This is a genomic window from Kosakonia radicincitans DSM 16656 (genome assembly GCF_000280495.2).
In the GTDB taxonomy this organism is placed as follows: domain Bacteria; phylum Pseudomonadota; class Gammaproteobacteria; order Enterobacterales; family Enterobacteriaceae; genus Kosakonia; species Kosakonia radicincitans.
Genome location: NZ_CP018016.1, coordinates 125,401 through 145,479, shown reverse-complemented (window position 1 = coordinate 145,479; position 20,079 = coordinate 125,401). Strand labels below are relative to the sequence as shown.

The window sequence follows — 20,079 nt, the reverse complement described above, 5'->3', positions numbered from 1 at the left end:
CGCCTTCCACAGGGAAGGCGTTTTAGCAGCGAAAACAGTTACATGTGCGCGGCGATTAACTGCTGATTGTCCTGATACATGGCAAACAGATAGTTGTTGTAACTCGCACCGCGGGTCGAGTAACCCTTCAGCTTATGAATCATGTTTGAAGCCGTCACTTCCTGATCGGCCTTGCGTAACTGTGCGCGGGATTTACGGAACGACGCATAAGCAGCATGCGTGTTCAGATTGGTGACGTAGGCATCCACCGACTCCTGCAAGGATTCAAAGTGGGAATAGCCTTTCACCTTACCCGGGCCATTTTTACAGGCACCTTTGGCACACTTCATACCAAACAGATTGTTGTTGGTACGCGCCAGTTTGGAGGTGCCCCAACCGCTTTCCGCCGCCGCCATGGTGGCGACCATGCTGTCAGGAATAATGTCAACGCGCTCCAGCAGCGTGTTCCAGGGGATACGGCGCGTATTCCCGGACCAGCTCACTTTGTAGCGTTTGGCAATATCCTTCAGGCGCGTGCGTTCAGCAGGCGACCATTGGCTGTCGTACTGTTTCTTTTGCAGCCAGTTACGCTCAGCGGTAATCGCTGAGTTTTTACTGGTGATATAAGGCATTACTGTCCGGAGAAACGCTTTTTTCCTTGGGGTTCCGGAAGGGTATTTTCGCAAATCAGGAAGTGAACTGCTATTTACACTATTGCGAGAATACTCTTGTTTACTGCTTGCCTGCTTCTTTACGTTTGCCTTAGTGACGTGGGCTTTGTGACTCGCTGTTTCTGTGTGCGTCTTTGCCAGCACCCCACCCGAAAATATAAGGGTGAAAAACATGAGTATCGTAGCCCCAGGTCGTCGCATGGGTATCGATATCATTAGGTCTCCTGGTCGGATATGAACATTCCAACACCTTCTTTTTTGCATAAATTTGAGAGCTGAATCTCAAATCATACCAAAAATAGCTTACAAGAGCACGTACAGAAATAATCCAATTCCGAAACCATGTCACCAGGAAATTGTGTAGAAAATGGACAGAGAGTGATAAATGTGGTGGTTATCGCAAATCCGTGACGTTCTGTGTGGCTTATCACTCACCCGTTGCTCTCCTCCCTGGCGATAACGCGCCCAGGATGAGTCGGCCCTGTTTTCGGCGTGGCAAACTGAAAGAAACCGCCGTTAACGGGACATCAGATGAAACACGCCGCGCTTTCACTGCTTTTTATACCCTGCTTCGCCTTCGCCGACTGGTCCGCCAGCCGTTTTCCCGCCTTAACCAACGATGGCACCGGTCTGTGGCGCAGCCAGGCGACGCTGAAAAAAGGGGCTTATCCACTCACATTGCAGGAGGGGCAGCAATGCTGGCAGCCTGCTGAAGGGGTGAAGCTCAACCAGATGTTATCCCTGGTTCCCTGCACAGGCAGCCCACCGCAGTGGCGCATTTTCCGCGACGGCGATTACCAGTTGCAGCTCGATACCCGTTCCGGCACGCCCACTCTGTTACTGAGCGTGAAAAGCGAGAATACCGACGCCCGCGCAAACGTGGCGCGCCAGTGCCCGGTGCGCAGCGATAAGCCACTGACGATAGACGTCGGCACAACGTTCCCGGAAGGCAGCCAGGTGCGCGATTTCTACAGCCAGCAAATCACCACCGTCCGCAACGGCAAAATTACCCTTCAGCCTGCGCCAGAGAGTGACGGGTTGCTGCTGTTAGAACGTGCGGAAACCAATGGTCCCGCGCCTTTCCAGTGGCATAACGCCACCGTTTATTTTGTTTTAACTGACCGTTATGTGAATGGCGACCCGTCAAACGACAACAGCTACGGGCGACACAAAGATGGCATGCAGGAGATCGGCACCTTCCACGGCGGCGATCTGAAAGGGCTAACCAGCAAACTTGATTATTTGCAGCAACTGGGCGTGAACGCGTTATGGATAAGCTCACCGCTGGAGCAGATCCACGGCTGGGTAGGCGGCGGCACGAAAGGCGATTTTCCCCATTACGCTTACCACGGCTACTACACGCAAGACTGGACGCGCCTGGATGCCAATATGGGCCGCGAAGAGGATTTGCGCACGCTGGTAGATGAAGCGCACCGACGCGGCATCCGCGTGTTGTTTGACGTGGTGATGAACCACACCGGTTACGCCACACTTGCGGATATGCAGACGTATCAGTTTGGCGCGCTTTATCTGAAAGAGGATGAACGGCGCAAAATCCTCGGCGAGCACTGGACAGACTGGAAGCCCGCCGCTGGCCAGACCTGGCACAGTTTCAATGACTACATCAACTTCAGCGATAAAACGGCGTGGCAAAACTGGTGGGGCAAAAACTGGATCCGCACAGATATTGGCGATTATGACAACCCCGGCTTTGACGATCTGACCATGTCGCTGGCGTTCTTGCCTGACCTGAAAACAGAATCGACCACGCCATCCGGCTTGCCCGTCTTCTACCAACATAAACCGGACACCCACGCGCGGGAGATTGCCGGTTACACGCCGCGCGATTATCTGACTCACTGGCTCAGCCAGTGGGTGCGTGATTATGGTATCGACGGTTTTCGCGTTGATACTGCCAAACACGTTGAGCTGGCGGCCTGGCAGCAGCTGAAAACCCAGGCGACAGAGGCGCTGGCCGAGTGGAAAAAAGCCAACCCGCAGAAGAAAATTGATGATGCGCCATTCTGGATGACCGGCGAATCCTGGGGCCACGGCGTCATGCGCAGCGCTTACTACGACCACGGTTTCGACGCGATGATCAATTTTGATTATCAGGAGCAGGCCGCCAGCGCCGTGCCGTGCCTGGCGAATATGGATACTGTCTGGCAGCAAATGGCGGACAAACTGCAAAGCTTTAACGCCCTGAGTTATCTCTCCTCGCATGATACCCGCCTGTTCCGCGAAGGCGGCCAGCAATCGGCAGAGCTGTTATTGCTTGCGCCAGGCGCGGTGCAGATCTTCTACGGTGATGAATCCGCCCGTCCGTTTGGCCCCACGGGATCCGATCCGCTGCAAGGCACGCGATCGGACATGAACTGGCAGGATCTTGACGGCAAAGCCGCGCAAAGCGTGCGCCACTGGCAAACGCTTGGCCAGTTCCGCGCGCGCCATCCGGCACTGGGCGCAGGAAAACAAACCACGCTGACATTGCCGCAAGGATATGGGTTCGTACGCGAGCAAGGAGAAGACAAAGTCATGGTTGTCTGGGCGGGTGCGGCCACGCGCTGAGCCATAAGGCAAATATCAGCATATTATGCTGACAAAAAATACAGAGTTAGTATAAACAGCGAAAATCGTCACGACGCGGCAATTTGCACACTGCTCTGCGGAGCGTTATGGTTAGCCACTTTGAACAGTAGCCCGACAGAGCAGTAGCGATGACATTTTCACTTTTCGGCGACAAATTTACCCGCCATGCAGGCATTACGCGCCTGATGGAGGATCTCAACGACGGTTTACGCACCCCTGGCGCTATCATGCTCGGCGGCGGTAACCCGGCACAAATCCCGGCCATGACCGATTACTTCCATAACCTGCTTGCCGGGATGGTAGAAAACGGCAAAGCGATTGATGCGCTGTGCAATTATGACGGTCCGCAAGGCAAAACCGAGCTGCTGACGGCGCTGGCCGCGATGCTGCGCGAAGAGCTGGGTTGGGATATTGAACCGCAGAATATTGCACTGACAAATGGCAGCCAGAGCGCGTTTTTCTACTTGTTCAATCTGTTTGCAGGCCGTCGTGCCGATGGAAGTACCAGAAAAGTATTATTTCCGCTGGCGCCGGAGTACATCGGCTATGCGGATTCCGGGCTGGAAGAGGAGATGTTTGTTTCGGCGCGACCCAATATTGAACTGCTGCCTGATGGCCAGTTTAAATACCATGTCGATTTCGAACATCTGCATATCGGCGAAGAGACCGGGATGATTTGCGTCTCGCGGCCAACCAACCCTACCGGCAACGTGATCACCGACGAAGAGTTAATGAAACTCGATGTGCTGGCGAATCAGCACAACATTCCGCTGGTGATCGATAACGCTTACGGCGTGCCTTTCCCGGGCATCATCTTTAGCGAAGCGCGTCCGCTGTGGAACCCGAATATCATCCTGTGCATGAGCCTGTCGAAGCTGGGCCTGCCAGGCAGCCGCTGCGGAATTATCATTGCCAACGACAAAATTATCTCCGCCATTCGCAATATGAACGGCATCATCAGCCTTGCGCCTGGCGGCATCGGCCCGGCAATGATGTGCGAGATGATTAAGCGCAAAGATCTGCTGCGCCTCTCTGAAAACGTGATCAAACCGTTCTATTACCAGCGAGTTCAGGAAACCATCGCCGTTCTGCGCCGCTACCTGCCCGAAGAGCGCTGTCTGATCCATAAACCGGAAGGGGCGATTTTCCTCTGGCTGTGGTTCAAGGATCTGCCTATCAGTACCGAATTACTTTATCAGCGCCTGAAAAAACGCGGCGTGCTGATGGTGCCGGGCGATTACTTCTTCCCGGGGCTGGATAAACCCTGGCCGCACACGCACCAGTGCATGCGCATGAACTATGTGCCGGAACTGGCGCTTATCGAAGCCGGGGTAAAAATTCTCGCCGAAGAGGTTGAAAAAGCCTGGCAAGAAAACGAGGCCTGAAAAGAATTAAAAAAAGCCATCATCAGGATGGCTTTTTTATGCCTGCCAGATAACCACACAAAGGTTAATTTTAATTAAACAGAGATTTGTTTTTACATGGATATATTCCATAAATAAAAACTAAACTTGCTTTCTGTTAATCAAAATAATTGTCAAGGACATATCTATTTTTAATAAAATCTAAAAACGCAAATCTTTGTTAAGTATGAATTAAATTAAAGTCACAAACCTAACTAATTGATTTTAAATCACATACAAAAGGAAAAAACTGGCACTTTAGGAATAATCATATTTTTCATTTTTTTGCAAAATATTAATGCGCCAACGTTGCTGGTCTATAAATGCGATTTACACTTAATTCATGCGTCGTCCGGCGTGTTAATTGAGCGGAGTATCAGCATGGCAACTAATAACATTCGCCACCTCAGCGCAATTGCGGCGACGACGGTGTTTCTGCCAAGGCCTCCGGGCTGCTGGCGAACGTCAATCCCCCCCGAATACGGTCATACAGGCTCAACTATCAGCAATTCCACCAGCACCGGGGAAGCACCACCTCGAAGCCTCTCAGCGATATGAGCGGTATCGTCGGCGGCAGATAAAAACCAACCCAGCAGTAAAAATTTTTGTGCCCCCGCAAGGGGGCACGTCTTCACAGCAATACTTGTCATCGCCGTTCAGCGCACTGATTGAAAAGGGATTGCGTGATGAAACGCTTATTGTGCCGCAGCCCGCTCCTGGCGAACGCGCGCCAACACGCTGACGTAGAACTTTAACGACTTACGCTAACTGGCTTCGCAGACGATACTCGCGCAGTTGCGACGGGTTCACACAGCTGAGAGCGCTGGTCGGGCAGGCTTCCACACAGGCGGGTCCGGTTTCGCGGTGCTGGCACAGATCGCACTTCAGCGCCTGCGCCCGCGCGTCAACCCGCGTCACCTGCATCGCGCCAAACGGGCAGGCGATCATGCAGCTTTTACAGCCGATACAGCGGGATTGTTCCACCCGTACCGCACCGTCGGCGCGATGAATCGCACCAACAGGGCAGACATTTGCACAGGGCGCATCTTCGCAGTGATGGCAGGTTACTGCCGTGGAAAATGTACCGGTTTTAACCACCCGAATGCGGGCAGAAAAGGCGGAGGCCGAGAGGGTTGAGCAGTCCTGATTATCCTGGTGCGACACCACGCAGGCCACTTCGCAGGTGCGGCAGCCAATGCATTTTGCCGAATCGGCGATAATAAAACGGTTCATTTTCCACTCCAGCAGGCATTAAAAAAGCCAAGAGTGCCGAAAGCGTCGCTGCTGCGCTTTGATCGCAGAGGGGAAAGGCGCCAGATTTGTCATTTGCATGAACATTTCTGGCGCTCTGCCTGGGGTTTATTCCTTCAGGAAAAGGGCTTTGTCACGCAGGATATGGTCATTGCCGCGTCGGCGGGTAAAACCAATGCGGTCAAAATATTCCAGGATCTGAATCGCCAGTTTGCGTCCCACGTTCAGCGTATCGCGGAAATCGGCGGCGCTGGTGGAACCGCGCGCCTGATCCAGATCGCGGATCATGCTGGCAAAAGTGACAATCCGATCGTTACGGTAATAACGATCTTTCACGATCGCCGTAATGAGCCCCTGCTGAGCCGCCTGTCGCAGCACGCCGCGCATCACCTGTTCGTCGCTTGCGGTTTCGCGTGCCAGATCGCGCACCCACCATGGTTCGTCACCAAACAGCGGAGCCACCTTTTGCCACAGATGCTCCTGTTCATCGCTGAAGCCAGTTTTATGATCCGGCAGATGCAGCCAGCCATGATGGCTGTGAATGTCGCCCGCCTCGCGCATCCGTTCGATAAGGGTGAGCACCAGCGCTTCATCTTCCATCGGCAACGCCATGCGCCGCAGACGCTCGCGCCCAGGGCCTGGCTCTTCGCGGTGCTGCTCATGGTAGATTGCCAACGTATCCAGCAGCTTCCGCTGCCAGCGCGCCGCTACCGGCGCATTCAACAGGTTATTACCAGCGCGAATAAAACCGGGGTTATCCAGCAGCGCTTCCAGCCCGCGCGCGCTGAGCTGCCGCGCCCAGCCAAACGCCGTCAGATCAACAGCGCCGCGCGATAAATGCGCCAGCAGCGCCTGCGCATCATCACCCGCCTGCGCCAGCTCCGCGATCCATTGCAGATACTCGGTTTTACGTTTGCCGCGACGCGGTGAGTTGAGTGTTACCACGCGCGCTCCGGCCAGCGTACTGCGCGCAGAGATATCACGCAGCACCAGCCGATCGTTATCGGCCAGCCACAGCGGCATATCCAGTACCAGCTCGGCGAGACCGTTTTCCAGCAGCGAAACGCGGCCGGTAACATGGCTGGCGGCATGGTGGATATGCACCGGCTGCCACTGGGTCAGCGGCGTGTGCGTTTGCAGCGCGACAATCACCCGCTCCGTTGGCTCCGGCGGTTGCTGTGACAGCAACCAGTCACCGCGGCTGAGCGCCTCTTTTTCCGCGTCCCCGGCAATATTGAGCGCAATACGCTGCCCGGCATGAGCATGATCAACTGGCTGATTCTGCGCATGCAGGCCGCGCACGCGCATCAGTTTATTCACTCCGGTCAGCCACAACGTATCGCCCACGCGCACATCGCCAGAGAGCGCTGTACCGGTCACCACCAGCCCGGCACCTTTGACGGTAAACGCGCGATCCAGCGCAAGACGAAAACGTTGATTTTCCGGGTGCGCGCGCTCCGGCAACTGCAACAGATGCGCACGTAATTCAGCGATGCCACGCATCTCTGTTGCGGCAGTGACAAACAGGGTTGCCTGCGGATAACCAAAGGCTTTCAGCGTTTCTTGTACTTCTGCGCGCACCTGCTCAATTCGTGCGCCATCCACGCGATCGGCCTTCGTTAGCGCCACGGTCAGCGCCGGGTTACCGGTGAGCTGCAAAATGGCCAGATGCTCGCGAGTCTGCGCCATCACACCATCATCGCAGGCAACCACCAGCAGCGCATGATCGATGCCGCCGACGCCCGCCAGCATGTTCGAGAGGAATTTTTCGTGCCCCGGCACATCAATAAACCCCGGTACGCGCCCGTCCGGTTGCGGCCAGTAGGCGTAGCCCAGATCGATAGTCATGCCGCGTTTTTTCTCTTCCGGCAAACGATCGGCATTCACGCCGGTCAGCGCCTCGATCAGAGTTGTTTTGCCGTGGTCAACATGCCCGGCAGTGGCAATAATCATTTCAGCAACATCTCCAGCAAGCGGGATTCATCATCAAGACAGCGGCAGTCCAGCCACAAGCGACCATCGTAAATGCGGCCAATCACCGGCTGCGGCAACGCCCGCCACTGCGCCGCCAGCGCTTCCAGCCGACGCCCGCTGCCGTTACGCGGCGTAAAGGTCACGGCTGCGCCAGGCAGGCGATCGACCGGCAAAGAGCCGCTGCCAATCTGTGACAAACAGGCTTCGACACGCAGGTCGAACTCGCTATATCGCGCATTCAGCGCCGCGCACAGCCGCAACGCCTGCTCGCGGATCTCCGGCTCCGGGCGCGTCAGATAACGTAGCGTCGGCAGGCTCTGCGGTAACTTTTCCGGGTGCAGATAGAGACGCAGCGTAGCTTCCAGCGCCGCCAGCGTCATTTTGTCCGCCCGCAGCGCCCGTTTCAGCGGGTGCTGCTGCAACTGCGCAATCAGCGCTTTTTTACCGACGATAATCCCCGCCTGCGGGCCGCCGAGCAGCTTATCACCGGAGAAGCTCACCAGGCTGACGCCTGCGGCGATCAGCGCCTGCGGCATCGGCTCTTTTGGCAGGCCGTAACAGGTTAAATCCACCAGCGAGCCGCTACCCAGATCGACAATCACCGGCAGACCAGCCGCTTCGGCAAGGGTCACCAGCTCCGCTTCGTCCACCGCGGCAGTAAAACCGTCAATATGATAATTGCTGGTATGCACCTTCATCAGCAGCGCCGTGTTGTCGTTGATCGCCTGGCGGTAATCTTTAGCATGCGTGCGGTTAGTGGTTCCCACTTCATGCAGCACGCAGCCCGCCTGGCGCATCACGTCCGGAATGCGGAACGCGCCGCCAATCTCCACCAGCTCGCCGCGCGACACCACCACTTCACGCCCCGCCGCCGTGGCTGCCAGCATCAGCAACACGGCAGCAGCGTTGTTATTGACGATGCAGGCGTCTTCCGCGCCGGTTAGCTGGCAGAGTAAATCCGCCAGCGCGCGATCGCGATGCCCCCGCCCGGCGCCGTCGAGATCATATTCCAGCGTCACCGCAGAACCCATGACCGCCGCAACAGCATCGACCGCTGCCTGCGGCTGCACCGCGCGGCCTAAGTTGGTATGCAGTACGGTGCCGCTCAGGTTAAACACCGGGCGCAGCGCGCTGGCGTTGCTCTGTTCCAGCCGCTTTTGCGTTTCACTGGCCCAGGCATCGCACCAGTCGGGTAATGCCTGCTGCTGACGGATTTGCTCACGCGCTTCATCCTGTAGCTGGTGCAGCATCTGCGTTACGCGGCTATGGCCGAAAAGCGTTAATAAAGTGGCGAACGCCTCGTCACGTAACAGGCGATCGGTCGATGGGATCTGGCTGTAAAGAGTTGTCATGAAAAGGCCTGGCTATGAGTTGCCCCCTCCCGTCAGGGGGATTGACGTGAGGGGATTGTACAGCGACTTTGCTCAGGCCGACACCATGCTTATCAGGCCCTTGGCGGCTCCGTACGGGCGAAACTCTCACGCTGGAAGAGGTTCTCGACCAGCTTCACCAGCAGCGGGCGATTCACGCACCAGCCCGGCGAGACATGGCGGAAGTTGAGATAACCAATCGCGCAGGCGATGGCAATGGTCGCCAGGTTCAGCGTATCCACGCTGAGCGTTCCCTCTTGCAGGTAGCGTTCCAGCGTATCCAGGCCCTGCGAAACTTTCTCCCGCTGGCGCAGCAGCTCGCTTTGCGATTGCTGCTCAACCGGGCGCGCCAGTTCACGCACCGAGACCAGCGCAGCATCCATAATGCCGTCGGCCAGCGCTTCCAGCTGGCGAATTTTTAGCGCAGCCACAGGCTCCGTCGGCAATAACGCCGGTGCGATAGCCAGTAACTCAATGTATTGCGCGATGATCGGCGAGTCGAACCAGACTTCACCCTCATCCGTAATCAGCGCGGGGACCTTACCGAGCGGGTTGTATTGCGCCACGCCGTTGATCGCGTTGTAGGGCTGCTCGTTGATAAATTCAAAGGTGATCCCCTTTTCCAGCAGCATCACGGAGATTTTGCGGACAAAAGGGCTGGTGTAGCTGCCGATAAGTTTCATTTTTGGGTCCTTTTTTGCCAACAAAAACCTAATTATGTACTAGTCGTCGTAAATTGTTTCATCAATGTGAAAACTTCCGATACTAGATTAAGCCTCGCCAGACGACGTGAAAGGAAGTTACAGGTTGTCCTGAGTGTAAAAAATACAGTTTGCTGGCGATCACACTCGGAAAACTCCTGACAAAAATATCTTGTGATTTAGGTCACAAATAAATAACAAAGTCACGCACATCAATTGTGAACATGATCACATTTACCCCCTTTAATCGTTCAGTTTTTATCCTTTGTTCTTTTTTTACACTGATTTTTTGTGATGAACATCACGCTAAGTGGCAGGGTATCCCCCTCATTAGTGTGATCAACATCACGTTAAAGGCCATCGTCTGGACAGTTACGCAATTCGGTGCGAGATTTCGCCTCACAGATAACCCAGGTCCGGCTACCTCTGCCGCCACGTTAACAACAAAACCTCGGGCTTCCGGCCTGTGCGATAGTAAACATAAGAAGGGGTGTTTTATGTCATCCGATATCAAGATCAAGGTGCAAAGCTTTGGTCGCTTTCTCAGCAATATGGTGATGCCCAACATCGGCGCGTTTATCGCGTGGGGTATCATTACCGCATTGTTTATTCCTACAGGGTGGTTACCAAACGAGACGCTGGCGAAACTCGTCGGCCCCATGATTACGTATTTGCTGCCGCTGCTCATCGGTTTCACCGGTGGTCGTCTGGTTGGCGGCGATCGCGGCGGCGTGGTGGGTGCTATCACCACAATGGGGGTTATCGTCGGTGCGGATATGCCGATGTTCCTCGGCGCGATGATTGCCGGCCCGCTGGGCGGCTACTGCATCAAGAAATTTGACGCCGCTGTAGACGGCAAGATCAAATCCGGTTTCGAAATGCTGGTGAATAACTTCTCCGCTGGCATCATCGGTATGATCCTCGCCATTCTGGCGTTCCTGGGCATCGGCCCGGCCGTTGAAGTGCTGTCCAAAGCGTTGGCTGCGGGCGTTAACTTCATGGTTGTGCATGACATGCTGCCGCTGGCGTCCATCTTTGTTGAACCGGCGAAAATCCTGTTCCTCAACAACGCCATCAACCACGGTATCTTCTCGCCGCTGGGTATTCAGCAGTCTCATGAACTCGGCAAGTCCATCTTCTTCCTGATTGAAGCAAACCCGGGTCCGGGTATGGGCGTGCTGATGGCATATATGTTCTTCGGTCGCGGCAGCGCGAAACAGTCTGCGGGCGGCGCGGCAATCATCCACTTCCTGGGTGGTATCCACGAAATTTACTTCCCGTATGTGCTGATGAACCCGCGTCTGCTGCTGGCGGTGATCCTCGGCGGTATGACTGGCGTGTTTACGCTGAGCGTGCTGAACGGCGGTCTGGTTTCTCCGGCTTCTCCGGGTTCCATCCTGGCAGTGCTGGCGATGACGCCGAAAGGTGCCTACTTCGCTAACATCACGGCAATTCTGGCTGCGCTGGTCGTCTCCTTCGTTATCTCTTCTATCCTGCTGAAAACCAGCAAAGTGAAAGAAGAAGATGAAGATATTGAAGCCGCTACCCGTCGCGTACAGGACATGAAAGCCGAGTCCAAAGGCGCAACTCCGCTGTCGGCTGGCGATGTCACTAACGACCTGAGCCACGTACGTAAAATCATCGTGGCCTGTGATGCCGGTATGGGTTCCAGCGCCATGGGCGCAGGCGTACTGCGTAAGAAAGTGCAGGATGCTGGCCTGACCAACATCTCAGTGACCAACAGTGCGATTAACAGCCTGCCGCCGGATGTCGACCTGGTGATCACGCACCGCGATCTGACCGAGCGTGCAATGCGTCAGGTACCGCAGGCGCAGCATATTTCGCTGACCAACTTCCTGGACAGCGGCCTGTACACCAGCCTGACTGAACGTCTGGTCGCCGCGCAGCGCCACACGGACAACGAAGCAAAGGTGACGACCAGCCTGAAAGACAGTTTTGATGAGACCGACAGCAATCTGTTCAGGCTGGGCGCAGAGAATATCTTCCTTGGTCTCAGCGCGAGCACCAAAGAAGAAGCGATTCGTTTTGCCGGTGAGCAACTGGTGAAAGGCGGCTATGTTGAGCCGGAATACGTGCAAGCAATGCTGGATCGTGAAAAACTAACCCCGACCTATCTGGGTGAGTCGATCGCCGTTCCGCACGGTACGGTGGAAGCCAAAGACCGCGTACTGAAAACCGGCGTGGTGTTCTGCCAGTATCCGCAAGGTGTACGTTTCGGCGAAGAAGAAGATGATATCGCCCGTCTGGTCATCGGTATCGCCGCACGTAACAACGAGCATATCCAGGTGATCACCAGCCTGACGAACGCACTGGACGATGAGACGGTCATTGAACGTCTGGCTCAGACTTCCAGCGTTGAAGAAGTGCTGGCGTTGCTGAACAAGTAATCCCCAAAGCCCGGTAGCAAAATGCTTACCGGGCTTTTGTCCTCTCCCTTCGGGGAGAGGGTCAGGGTGAGGAGAACGGTATATGTTCCTTCACCCAGGCCCTCTCGGGTAAAACATTTATGAAGGTTAATTCTATGAAAGCATTACATTTTGGCGCAGGTAATATCGGACGTGGCTTCATCGGCAAACTGCTTGCCGACGCGGGGATTGAACTGACATTCGCCGATGTGAATCAGGTGGTGCTCGACGCCCTGAATGCCCGTCATAGCTATCAGGTTCACGTTGTGGGAGAAAAACAGCAGATTGATACCGTTTCCGGCGTCAACGCTGTCAGCAGCATCGGTGATGAAGTGATTGACCTGATAGCGCACGTCGACCTGGTTACCACTGCCGTGGGACCGGTTGTTCTGGAGCGTATCGCCCCGGCGATTGCCAAAGGTCTGGCGAAGCGCAAAGCGCAGGGCATCAACACGCCGCTGAATATCATTGCCTGTGAAAACATGGTACGCGGCACCACCCAACTGAAAGGCCATGTGATCGCCGCACTGGCCGATGCCGATAAAGCGTGGGTGGAAGAGCATGTCGGCTTTGTCGACTCGGCCGTTGACCGCATCGTTCCGCCAGCGGAATCCGCCACCAACGATCCGCTGGAAGTGACAGTGGAAACCTTCAGCGAGTGGATTGTTGATAAAACCCAGTTCAAAGGCGCGCTGCCAGCCATTCCTGGCATGGAGTTAACCGATAACCTGATGGCATTTGTTGAGCGCAAGCTCTTCACGCTGAATACCGGGCATGCTATAACCGCGTACCTTGGAAAACAGACCGGCCATCAGACCATTCGCGATGCCATCCTCGACGACGCTATCCGCGCCGTAGTGAAAGGCGCAATGGAAGAGAGCGGCGCGGTACTGATCAAGCGTTATGGCTTCGATCCCGAAAAGCACGCTGCGTACATTCAGAAAATCCTCGGTCGTTTTGAAAACCCGTGGCTGAAAGACGATGTGGAACGCGTTGGCCGTCAGCCGCTGCGTAAACTGAGCGCCGGCGACCGTCTGATTAAACCGCTGCTCGGTACGCTGGAGTACAACCTGCCGCACGCAAACCTGGTGAAAGGTATCGCCGCTGCAATGCACTACCGCAGCGAGCAGGATCCGCAGGCGCAAGAGCTGGCCCAGCTTATCGAAGAGAAAGGCCCGCAGGCTGCGCTGGCGCAAATTTCTGGCCTGGATGCTAACAGCCCGGTCGTTACCGAAGCCATCGACGCATATAACGCAAAGGCATGATGCCGGTTTTGGCGCGGGAATCCCCGCGCCAGTTAACGAAATTGTCAGATATGCAGGCAATAATGGAACAAACGCAGGCTTTCGAAAACCGTGTACTCGAGCGTCTGAATGCGGGCAAAACCGTACGAAGCTTTTTGATTGCTGCCGTTGAACTGCTCAATGAAGCCATCAATATTCTGGTGTTGCAGGTATTTCGCAAAGATGACTACGCGGTGAAATATGCTGTAGAGCCGCTGCTTGACGGAGATGGACCGCTGGGCAATTTATCCGTACGGCTGAAGCTGATTTACGGCCTGGGCGTGATTTCCCGTGCGGAGTATGAAGACGCGGAGCTCCTGATGGCGCTGCGTGAAGAGCTGAATCACGACGGTACGGAATACGCATTTACCGACGATGAAATTCTCGGTCCGTTCGGCGAACTGCATTGCGTGGCCGCCCTGCCGCCAACCCCACAATTTGATACCAGCGATGCCGATCTGTTCGCCATGCAGAAGCAGCGCTACCAGCAAGTGGTGCGCTCCACCATGGTGCTTTCATTGACTGAGCTCATCTCCCGCATCAGCTTAAAAAAGGCATTCCATAAGTAAGCGCCGCCGCAAATGTTGTATCCTTGCATTTTCCCCCAACAAAACTGAGCACCATGAAAGACGTTGAAAAGAACGAAATCAAGCGCCTGAGCGACCGCCTCGATGCAATTCACCACCAGCAGGCTGACCTCTCTTTAGTCGATGCGGCAGAAAAATACGCCGAACTGGAAAAAGAGAAATCCACGCTGGAGACGGAAATTGCCCGCCTGCGCGAGCAGCACAATCAGAAGCTGAGCAAAGAAGCGCAAAAGCTACTGAAAATGCCGTTCAGCCGCGCCATCAGCAAAAAAGAGCAGGCCGATCTCGGTAAGCTGAAAAAAAGCGTTCGTGGGCTGGTGGTTGTGCACCCGATGACGGCGCTGGGCCGCGAAATGGGTCTCGACGTGATGACTGGCTTTGCCAAAAGCGAATTCTAATTGGTATCGCCCTTGTCGCGTGCTGAGCGCGGGGGCGATCTGAATTGGCCCTACCAATTCCACTTTGATTCTCTCCCTGCTTCACAGTTCCATCAAATCCCGTCACATAGCCATTGCCCAAATGCAACATTTGGATAACCATTCGTTATCACCAACCCTACACCATCGCATTGGCAGGACCACTTTTACAAAACTTGTGACGCAGCGTTAAGCACAGACTTACCGCGTACCGGCTTTGTTGTGGTTCTCGGGAGACACCTGCATGAGCCTCTGGCAACAGAATTACGACCCGGCCGGGAACCTCTGGCTATCAAGTCTGATCGCATCGCTACCGATCCTGTTTTTCTTTTTTGCTCTGATAAAACTCAAGCTCAAAGGCTATGTGGCCGCGAGCTGGACGGTCGCCATCGCCCTTGCGGTGGCGCTGCTGTTTTACCATATGCCCGTGGATCACGCCCTTGCCTCGGTGGTTTACGGCTTCTTCTATGGCCTGTGGCCGATTGCGTGGATCATCGTGGCGGCAGTATTTGTCTACAAGATCTCGGTGAAAACCGGGCAGTTCGACATTATCCGCTCATCAATCCTCTCGATTACGCCCGACCAGCGCCTGCAAATGTTAATTGTTGGCTTCTCGTTTGGCGCGTTTCTCGAAGGGGCGGCCGGGTTCGGCGCGCCGGTGGCAATCACCGCCGCATTGCTGGTCGGGCTGGGCTTTAATCCACTGTATGCCGCCGGTTTATGCCTGATTGTGAATACTGCGCCCGTGGCGTTTGGCGCGATGGGTATTCCGATTCTGGTCGCAGGCCAGGTCACCGGGCTGGAGAGCTTTGAGATTGGCCAGATGGTAGGCCGCCAGTTGCCGTTCCTGACCATTATCGTGCTGTTCTGGATCATGGCGATTATGGATGGCTGGCGCGGCGTGAAAGAGACCTGGCCTGCGGTGCTGGTAGCGGGCGGCTCGTTTGCTGTTGCCCAATATCTGAGCTCCAACTTTATCGGCCCGGAACTGCCGGATATCATTTCGTCGCTGGTTTCGCTGGTGTGCCTGACGCTGTTCCTGAAACGCTGGCGGCCGGTGCGCATCTTCCGCTTTGGCGATATGGGTGCGGCGCAGGTTGATCTCGATTTAAAACGCACGCACTACAGTGCCGGGCAGGTTCTGCGCGCCTGGTCGCCGTTCCTGTTCCTGACAGCAACCGTCACGCTGTGGAGCGTACCGCCGTTCAAAGCGCTGTTTGCACCAGGCGGCGCGCTGTATGACTGGGTATTCAATATTTCCGTGCCGCATCTCGACAAGCTGGTTGCCCGCATGCCGCCGGTTGTCAGTGCCGCCACGCCGTATGCCGCGGTGTATAAATTCGACTGGTTCTCTGCCACCGGCACCGCCATTCTGTTCGCGGCGATCCTGTCAATTGTCTGGCTGCGCATGAAACCAAAAGAGGCGGTCAGCACCTTTGTCAGTACGCTGAAAGATCTGGCGCTGCCGATTTACTCAATCGGTATGGTACTGGCCTTCGCCTTTATCTCGAACTATTCCGGGCTGTCGTCGACGCTGGCACTCGCGCTGGCACATACCGGCAGCGCCTTCACCTTCTTCTCGCCATTCCTCGGCTGGCTGGGGGTATTTCTCACCGGTTCCGACACGTCGTCGAATGCGCTGTTTGCCGCGCTGCAAGCGACCGCCGCTCAGCAGATCGGCGTCTCGGATGTGCTGATGGTCGCAGCCAACACCACCGGCGGCGTCACCGGCAAAATGATCTCGCCGCAGTCGATCGCCATTGCTTGTGCGGCGGTCGGACTGGTTGGCAAAGAGTCAGACCTGTTCCGCTTTACCGTTAAACACAGTCTGATTTTCACCTGCATGGTGGGTGTGATCACCACACTTCAGGCTTATGTACTGACCTGGATGATCCCATGACGGTTTTACCCCGACGCCTGGCTGACGAGGTTGCAGACCGCGTTCGGGCGCTGATTGCTGAACAACAACTGGAAGCGGGCATGAAACTGCCCGCCGAACGCCAGCTGTCCGTACAGCTTGGGGTTTCGCGCAATTCGTTGCGTGAAGCCCTTGCGAAACTGGTCAGCGAAGGCGTGCTGCTGAGCCGTCGCGGCGGCGGTACTTTTGTACGTTGGCAGCACGAAACCTGGTCAGAACAGAATATTGTTCAGCCGCTGAAAACGCTGCTCAGCGATGACCCCGATTACAGCTTTGATATCCTCGAAGCCCGTCACGCCATTGAAGCCAGCACCGCATGGCATGCTGCCATGCGCGCCACCGAAGCGGATAAAGAGAAGATTGCCCTGTGCTTTGACGCCTCGCAGTCGGATGACCCCGATCTCGCGTCGCAGGCAGATGTGCGTTTCCATCTCGCCATTGCAGAAGCCTCGCATAATGTGGTGCTGCTGCAAACGATGCGCGGCTTCTTCGACCTGCTGCAATCCTCGGTAAAACAGAGCCGCCAGCGCATGTATCTCGTGCCGCCCGTTTTTGCCCGTCTGACCGAACAGCACCGCGCGGTGATGGACGCCATTTTCGCGGGCGATGCTGATGGCGCGCGTCAGGCGATGATGGCGCACCTCGGTTTTGTGCATACCACTATTCGACAATTTGATGAAGATCAGGCCCGCCAGGCGCGCATCACCCGCCTGCCCGACGAGCAGAATTCGCATTCAAGGGAGAAAAAAGCATGATTATTTCCGCAGCCAGCGACTATCGCGCAGCGGCAAAACGCATTTTGCCGCCGTTCCTGTTTCACTATATCGACGGTGGCGCATATGCCGAATATACCCTGCGCCGCAACGTGGAAGATTTGTCACAGGTGGCGCTGCGCCAGCGGGTGTTGAAGGATATGTCCACGCTCAGCCTCGACACCACGCTATTCAATGAGAAGCTCAGTATGCCGGTGGCGCTGGGACCGGTCGGGCTGTGCGGTATGTATGCCCGTCGTGGCGAAGTGCAGGCCGCAGGCGCTGCCGATGCGAAAGGCATTCCATTCACACTCTCCACCGTTTCGGTGTGCCCGATTGAAGAAGTGGCACCAACCATCAAACGCCCGATGTGGTTCCAGCTCTATGTGCTGCGCGATCGCGGTTTTATGCGTAACGCGCTGGAGCGGGCAAAAGCCGCAGGCTGCTCGACGCTGGTCTTCACCGTGGATATGCCGACGCCGGGCGCGCGCTACCGCGATGCCCATTCCGGAATGAGCGGCCCCAATGCCGCCCTGCGCCGTTATGTGCAATCGGTATTGCATCCACAATGGGCGTGGGATGTGGGGGTAAATGGCCGTCCGCATGATTTGGGCAATATTTCCGCCTATCTCGGCAAACCGACCGGGCTGGAAGACTATATTGGCTGGCTGGCGAAGAATTTCGATCCCTCCATTTCCTGGAAAGACCTGGAGTGGATCCGCGAATTCTGGGACGGCCCGATGGTGATCAAAGGGATCCTCGATCCGGAAGATGCCCGCGATGCGGTGCGTTTCGGCGCTGATGGCATTGTGGTTTCCAACCACGGTGGCCGCCAGCTGGATGGCGTGCTCTCTTCCGCCCGTGCATTACCAGCGATTGCCGATGCGGTAAAAGGCGATATCACCATTCTGGCTGACAGCGGTATTCGCAACGGTCTTGATGTGGTGCGTATGATTGCGCTCGGTGCCGATTCCGTGCTGCTGGGCCGCGCGTATCTGTATGCGCTGGCAACGCATGGCCGCAAGGGCGTGGCGAACTTGCTGGATCTGATCGAGAAAGAAATGAAAGTGGCAATGACGCTGACCGGCGCGAAATCGATTCGCGAAATCAGCAAAGAATCGCTGGTACAAACGCTCCACCAGCTACCCGCCGCGCTGGCACCGCTGACGCATGGCGATGCGGCTTAGAGAGTGCTATCCTGCCCCCGCTATTAAGGGGGCAGTATGTTAAACATCGTATTATTTGAACCAGAAATCCCACCCAATACCGGGAACATTATTCGCCTGTGCGCCAATACCGGTTTCAGCCTGCACATTATCGAACCGATGGGTTTTACCTGGGACGATAAACGTCTGCGCCGCGCGGGGCTGGATTATCATGAGTTCGCTGCCGTGAAGCGCCACGCGGATTACGCTGCGTTTGTCGAAGCTCAGCAGCCGCAGCGCCTGTTTGCGCTCACCACTAAAGGTACCCCTGCACACAGCGCGGTCAGTTTTCAGGACGGGGATTATCTGATGTTTGGCCCGGAAACGCGCGGCCTGCCCGCCACGATCCTTGATGCGCTGCCGCCACAGCAAAAAATCCGTATTCCGATGATGCCGGACAGCCGCAGCATGAACCTGTCAAATGCCGTATCCGTGGTGGTGTATGAAGCCTGGCGCCAGCTGGGCTATCCCGGCGCGGTGCTGCGGAGTTAACGGATTGTCGGATAGCGGCAATGCCTTATCCGACCTGGAAGTTGGTGTTAACGCGTCAATTTTTCTGGCGTTATTGGCGAGGGCAGACAGAACACGGACAGCGCGGAAAAATCGGAGCGTACACAATGTACGTGAGGATTTTGAGCACTGCCCTGGTTCAGGCGAGCAAAATAGCCGGAAAATTAGATGCCGTCGCCGTACTCGAACCCGTGGTTGATCCCATTAAAATGCTGATCCATATCCATCGACGGTTTATCGCTTTCGGGTTTGCCCACGATGCGCGCCGGAACCCCGGCCGCAGTGGTGTGCGGCGGCACGGGTTGTAGCACCACCGAACCGGCACCGATTTTCGCGCCGCGTCCGACTTCAATATTACCGAGAATTTTCGCTCCGGCACCAATCATCACCCCTTCGCGGATCTTCGGATGGCGATCGCCGCTGGTTTTCCCGGTACCGCCGAGAGTAACCGACTGGAGAATCGAGACGTCGTCTTCAATGACGGCGGTTTCACCAACCACAATACCGGTGGCGTGATCGAGCATAATGCCACGACCGATTTTCGCCGCCGGGTGAATATCCACCTGGAAGCTCACCGACACCTGATTTTGCAGGAAAATTGCCAGCGCCTGACGGCCCTGTGACCACAGCCAATGACCAATGCGATAGGCCTGTAAGGCGTGAAAACCTTTCAGATAGAGCAGCGGCGTGGAGTATTTATCCACCGCCGGGTCGCGCGTGCGCACGGCCTGAATATCGCAGGCGGCGGAGGCGATCATTTCCGGGTCGGCAGCGTAGGCTTCTTCCACCACTTCACGGATGGCAATCGCCGGCATAATCGGCGAAGCCAGTTTGTTCGCCAGCATATAACTCAGGGCGCTGCCCAGATTCTCGTGCTTGAGTAGCGTTGCATGATAAAAACTGGCAAGCATCGGCTCACACTCCGCCAGCGCCCGGGCTTCGGCTTTGATATTATTCCAGACCAGATCCAGTTCTTCACACGGCATTGCTTACTCCAGGAATATCTGCGTTTCAATAAACAAAAGTATTCAGGATGCGTCAAAG

Annotated in this window: 16 protein-coding genes; 10 read left to right on the top strand and 6 right to left on the bottom strand. The window is 55.9% G+C overall.

The genetic code is table 11. The annotated features are described in order from the left end of the window. Nucleotides 1–38: 38 nt before the first annotated feature. Nucleotides 39–866 (bottom strand): protein bax, encoded by an 828-nt coding sequence (locus tag Y71_RS00705; RefSeq protein ID WP_035886767.1) that lies wholly within the window; start codon nt 864–866, stop codon nt 39–41. A 315-nt stretch (nt 867–1,181) separates the two neighbouring features. Here Y71_RS00705 and Y71_RS00695 point away from each other — a divergent pair, with 315 nt between their 5' ends. Both Y71_RS00695 and avtA read left to right on the top strand, forming a co-directional pair. After that, entirely contained in the window at nt 1,182–3,218 is a 2,037-nt protein-coding gene (locus tag Y71_RS00695) for an alpha-amylase (protein WP_007369535.1), read from the top strand. Between the two features lie 149 nt (nt 3,219–3,367). Next, on the top strand, nt 3,368–4,624 hold the full coding sequence (gene avtA, locus Y71_RS00690; RefSeq protein ID WP_007369534.1) for a valine--pyruvate transaminase: 1,257 nt from the start codon (nt 3,368–3,370) through the stop codon (nt 4,622–4,624). 777 nt (nt 4,625–5,401) lie between these two features. On the opposite strand, the gene Y71_RS00685 is transcribed toward avtA, so the two are convergent. The 4 genes from Y71_RS00685 to Y71_RS00670 form a co-directional block, all read right to left on the bottom strand. Next, on the bottom strand, nt 5,402–5,875 hold the full coding sequence (locus Y71_RS00685; protein WP_007369532.1) for a 4Fe-4S dicluster domain-containing protein: 474 nt from the start codon (nt 5,873–5,875) through the stop codon (nt 5,402–5,404). 126 nt (nt 5,876–6,001) lie between these two features. After that, the gene (selB, locus tag Y71_RS00680; protein WP_007369531.1) at nt 6,002–7,846 is read right to left on the bottom strand and encodes a selenocysteine-specific translation elongation factor; all 1,845 of its coding nucleotides are present in this window, start codon (nt 7,844–7,846) and stop codon (nt 6,002–6,004) included. Further along, nucleotides 7,843–9,219, bottom strand: a complete 1,377-nt coding sequence (gene selA, locus Y71_RS00675) for an L-seryl-tRNA(Sec) selenium transferase (RefSeq protein WP_007369530.1) — start codon at nt 9,217–9,219, stop codon at nt 7,843–7,845. The genes selB and selA overlap by 4 nt, the downstream gene beginning before the upstream one ends. Before the next feature lie 92 nt (nt 9,220–9,311). After that, on the bottom strand, nt 9,312–9,920 hold the full coding sequence (locus Y71_RS00670) for a glutathione S-transferase (RefSeq protein ID WP_007369529.1): 609 nt from the start codon (nt 9,918–9,920) through the stop codon (nt 9,312–9,314). Nucleotides 9,921–10,435: 515 nt separating this feature from the next. On the opposite strand from Y71_RS00670, the gene Y71_RS00665 reads away from it, so the two are divergent. From Y71_RS00665 to trmL, 8 genes are all read left to right on the top strand, one after another. Next, nucleotides 10,436–12,346, top strand: a complete 1,911-nt coding sequence (locus tag Y71_RS00665) for a PTS mannitol transporter subunit IICBA (RefSeq protein ID WP_007369528.1) — start codon at nt 10,436–10,438, stop codon at nt 12,344–12,346. A gap of 134 nt (nt 12,347–12,480) precedes the next feature. Next, nucleotides 12,481–13,629 (top strand): mannitol-1-phosphate 5-dehydrogenase, encoded by a 1,149-nt coding sequence (gene mtlD, locus Y71_RS00660; protein ID WP_007369527.1) that lies wholly within the window; start codon nt 12,481–12,483, stop codon nt 13,627–13,629. Then, nucleotides 13,629–14,216, top strand: coding sequence for a mannitol operon repressor MtlR (gene mtlR, locus Y71_RS00655; protein ID WP_090397976.1), 588 nt, complete (start codon nt 13,629–13,631; stop codon nt 14,214–14,216). Before mtlD ends, mtlR begins: the two co-directional genes overlap by 1 nt. A gap of 53 nt (nt 14,217–14,269) precedes the next feature. After that, entirely contained in the window at nt 14,270–14,632 is a 363-nt protein-coding gene (locus tag Y71_RS00650) for a YibL family ribosome-associated protein (RefSeq protein ID WP_007369525.1), read from the top strand. 262 nt (nt 14,633–14,894) lie between these two features. Then, on the top strand, nt 14,895–16,550 hold the full coding sequence (lldP, locus tag Y71_RS00645; protein WP_007369524.1) for an L-lactate permease: 1,656 nt from the start codon (nt 14,895–14,897) through the stop codon (nt 16,548–16,550). Further along, nucleotides 16,547–17,323, top strand: coding sequence for a transcriptional regulator LldR (lldR, locus tag Y71_RS00640; protein WP_007369523.1), 777 nt, complete (start codon nt 16,547–16,549; stop codon nt 17,321–17,323). The genes lldP and lldR overlap by 4 nt, the downstream gene beginning before the upstream one ends. Next, entirely contained in the window at nt 17,320–18,507 is a 1,188-nt protein-coding gene (gene lldD / locus Y71_RS00635) for an FMN-dependent L-lactate dehydrogenase LldD (RefSeq protein WP_007369522.1), read from the top strand. Before lldR ends, lldD begins: the two co-directional genes overlap by 4 nt. 36 nt (nt 18,508–18,543) lie before the next feature. After that, nucleotides 18,544–19,017, top strand: a complete 474-nt coding sequence (gene trmL / locus Y71_RS00630; protein WP_007369521.1) for a tRNA (uridine(34)/cytosine(34)/5-carboxymethylaminomethyluridine(34)-2'-O)-methyltransferase TrmL — start codon at nt 18,544–18,546, stop codon at nt 19,015–19,017. A gap of 182 nt (nt 19,018–19,199) precedes the next feature. Here trmL and cysE read toward each other — a convergent pair whose 3' ends face one another. After that, nucleotides 19,200–20,021 carry a serine O-acetyltransferase gene (gene cysE, locus Y71_RS00625; protein ID WP_007369520.1) on the bottom strand — a complete coding sequence of 274 codons (822 nt, stop codon included), beginning with the start codon at nt 20,019–20,021 and terminating at the stop codon, nt 19,200–19,202. Between the last annotated feature and the right edge of the window lie 58 nt (nt 20,022–20,079).

Coding starts and splice junctions, on each gene's coding strand:
- mtlR (WP_090397976.1), top strand. CDS start 13,629: ATGCCGGTTTTGGCGCGGGAATCCCCGCGCCAGTTAACGAAATTGTCA.
- selA (WP_007369530.1), bottom strand. CDS start 9,219: ATGACAACTCTTTACAGCCAGATCCCATCGACCGATCGCCTGTTACGT.
- lldR (WP_007369523.1), top strand. CDS start 16,547: ATGACGGTTTTACCCCGACGCCTGGCTGACGAGGTTGCAGACCGCGTT.
- mtlD (WP_007369527.1), top strand. CDS start 12,481: ATGAAAGCATTACATTTTGGCGCAGGTAATATCGGACGTGGCTTCATC.
- avtA (WP_007369534.1), top strand. CDS start 3,368: ATGACATTTTCACTTTTCGGCGACAAATTTACCCGCCATGCAGGCATT.
- lldD (WP_007369522.1), top strand. CDS start 17,320: ATGATTATTTCCGCAGCCAGCGACTATCGCGCAGCGGCAAAACGCATT.
- Y71_RS00685 (WP_007369532.1), bottom strand. CDS start 5,875: ATGAACCGTTTTATTATCGCCGATTCGGCAAAATGCATTGGCTGCCGC.
- Y71_RS00705 (WP_035886767.1), bottom strand. CDS start 866: ATGATATCGATACCCATGCGACGACCTGGGGCTACGATACTCATGTTT.
- selB (WP_007369531.1), bottom strand. CDS start 7,846: ATGATTATTGCCACTGCCGGGCATGTTGACCACGGCAAAACAACTCTG.
- Y71_RS00665 (WP_007369528.1), top strand. CDS start 10,436: ATGTCATCCGATATCAAGATCAAGGTGCAAAGCTTTGGTCGCTTTCTC.
- Y71_RS00695 (WP_007369535.1), top strand. CDS start 1,182: ATGAAACACGCCGCGCTTTCACTGCTTTTTATACCCTGCTTCGCCTTC.
- lldP (WP_007369524.1), top strand. CDS start 14,895: ATGAGCCTCTGGCAACAGAATTACGACCCGGCCGGGAACCTCTGGCTA.
- Y71_RS00670 (WP_007369529.1), bottom strand. CDS start 9,920: ATGAAACTTATCGGCAGCTACACCAGCCCTTTTGTCCGCAAAATCTCC.
- cysE (WP_007369520.1), bottom strand. CDS start 20,021: ATGCCGTGTGAAGAACTGGATCTGGTCTGGAATAATATCAAAGCCGAA.
- trmL (WP_007369521.1), top strand. CDS start 18,544: ATGTTAAACATCGTATTATTTGAACCAGAAATCCCACCCAATACCGGG.
- Y71_RS00650 (WP_007369525.1), top strand. CDS start 14,270: ATGAAAGACGTTGAAAAGAACGAAATCAAGCGCCTGAGCGACCGCCTC.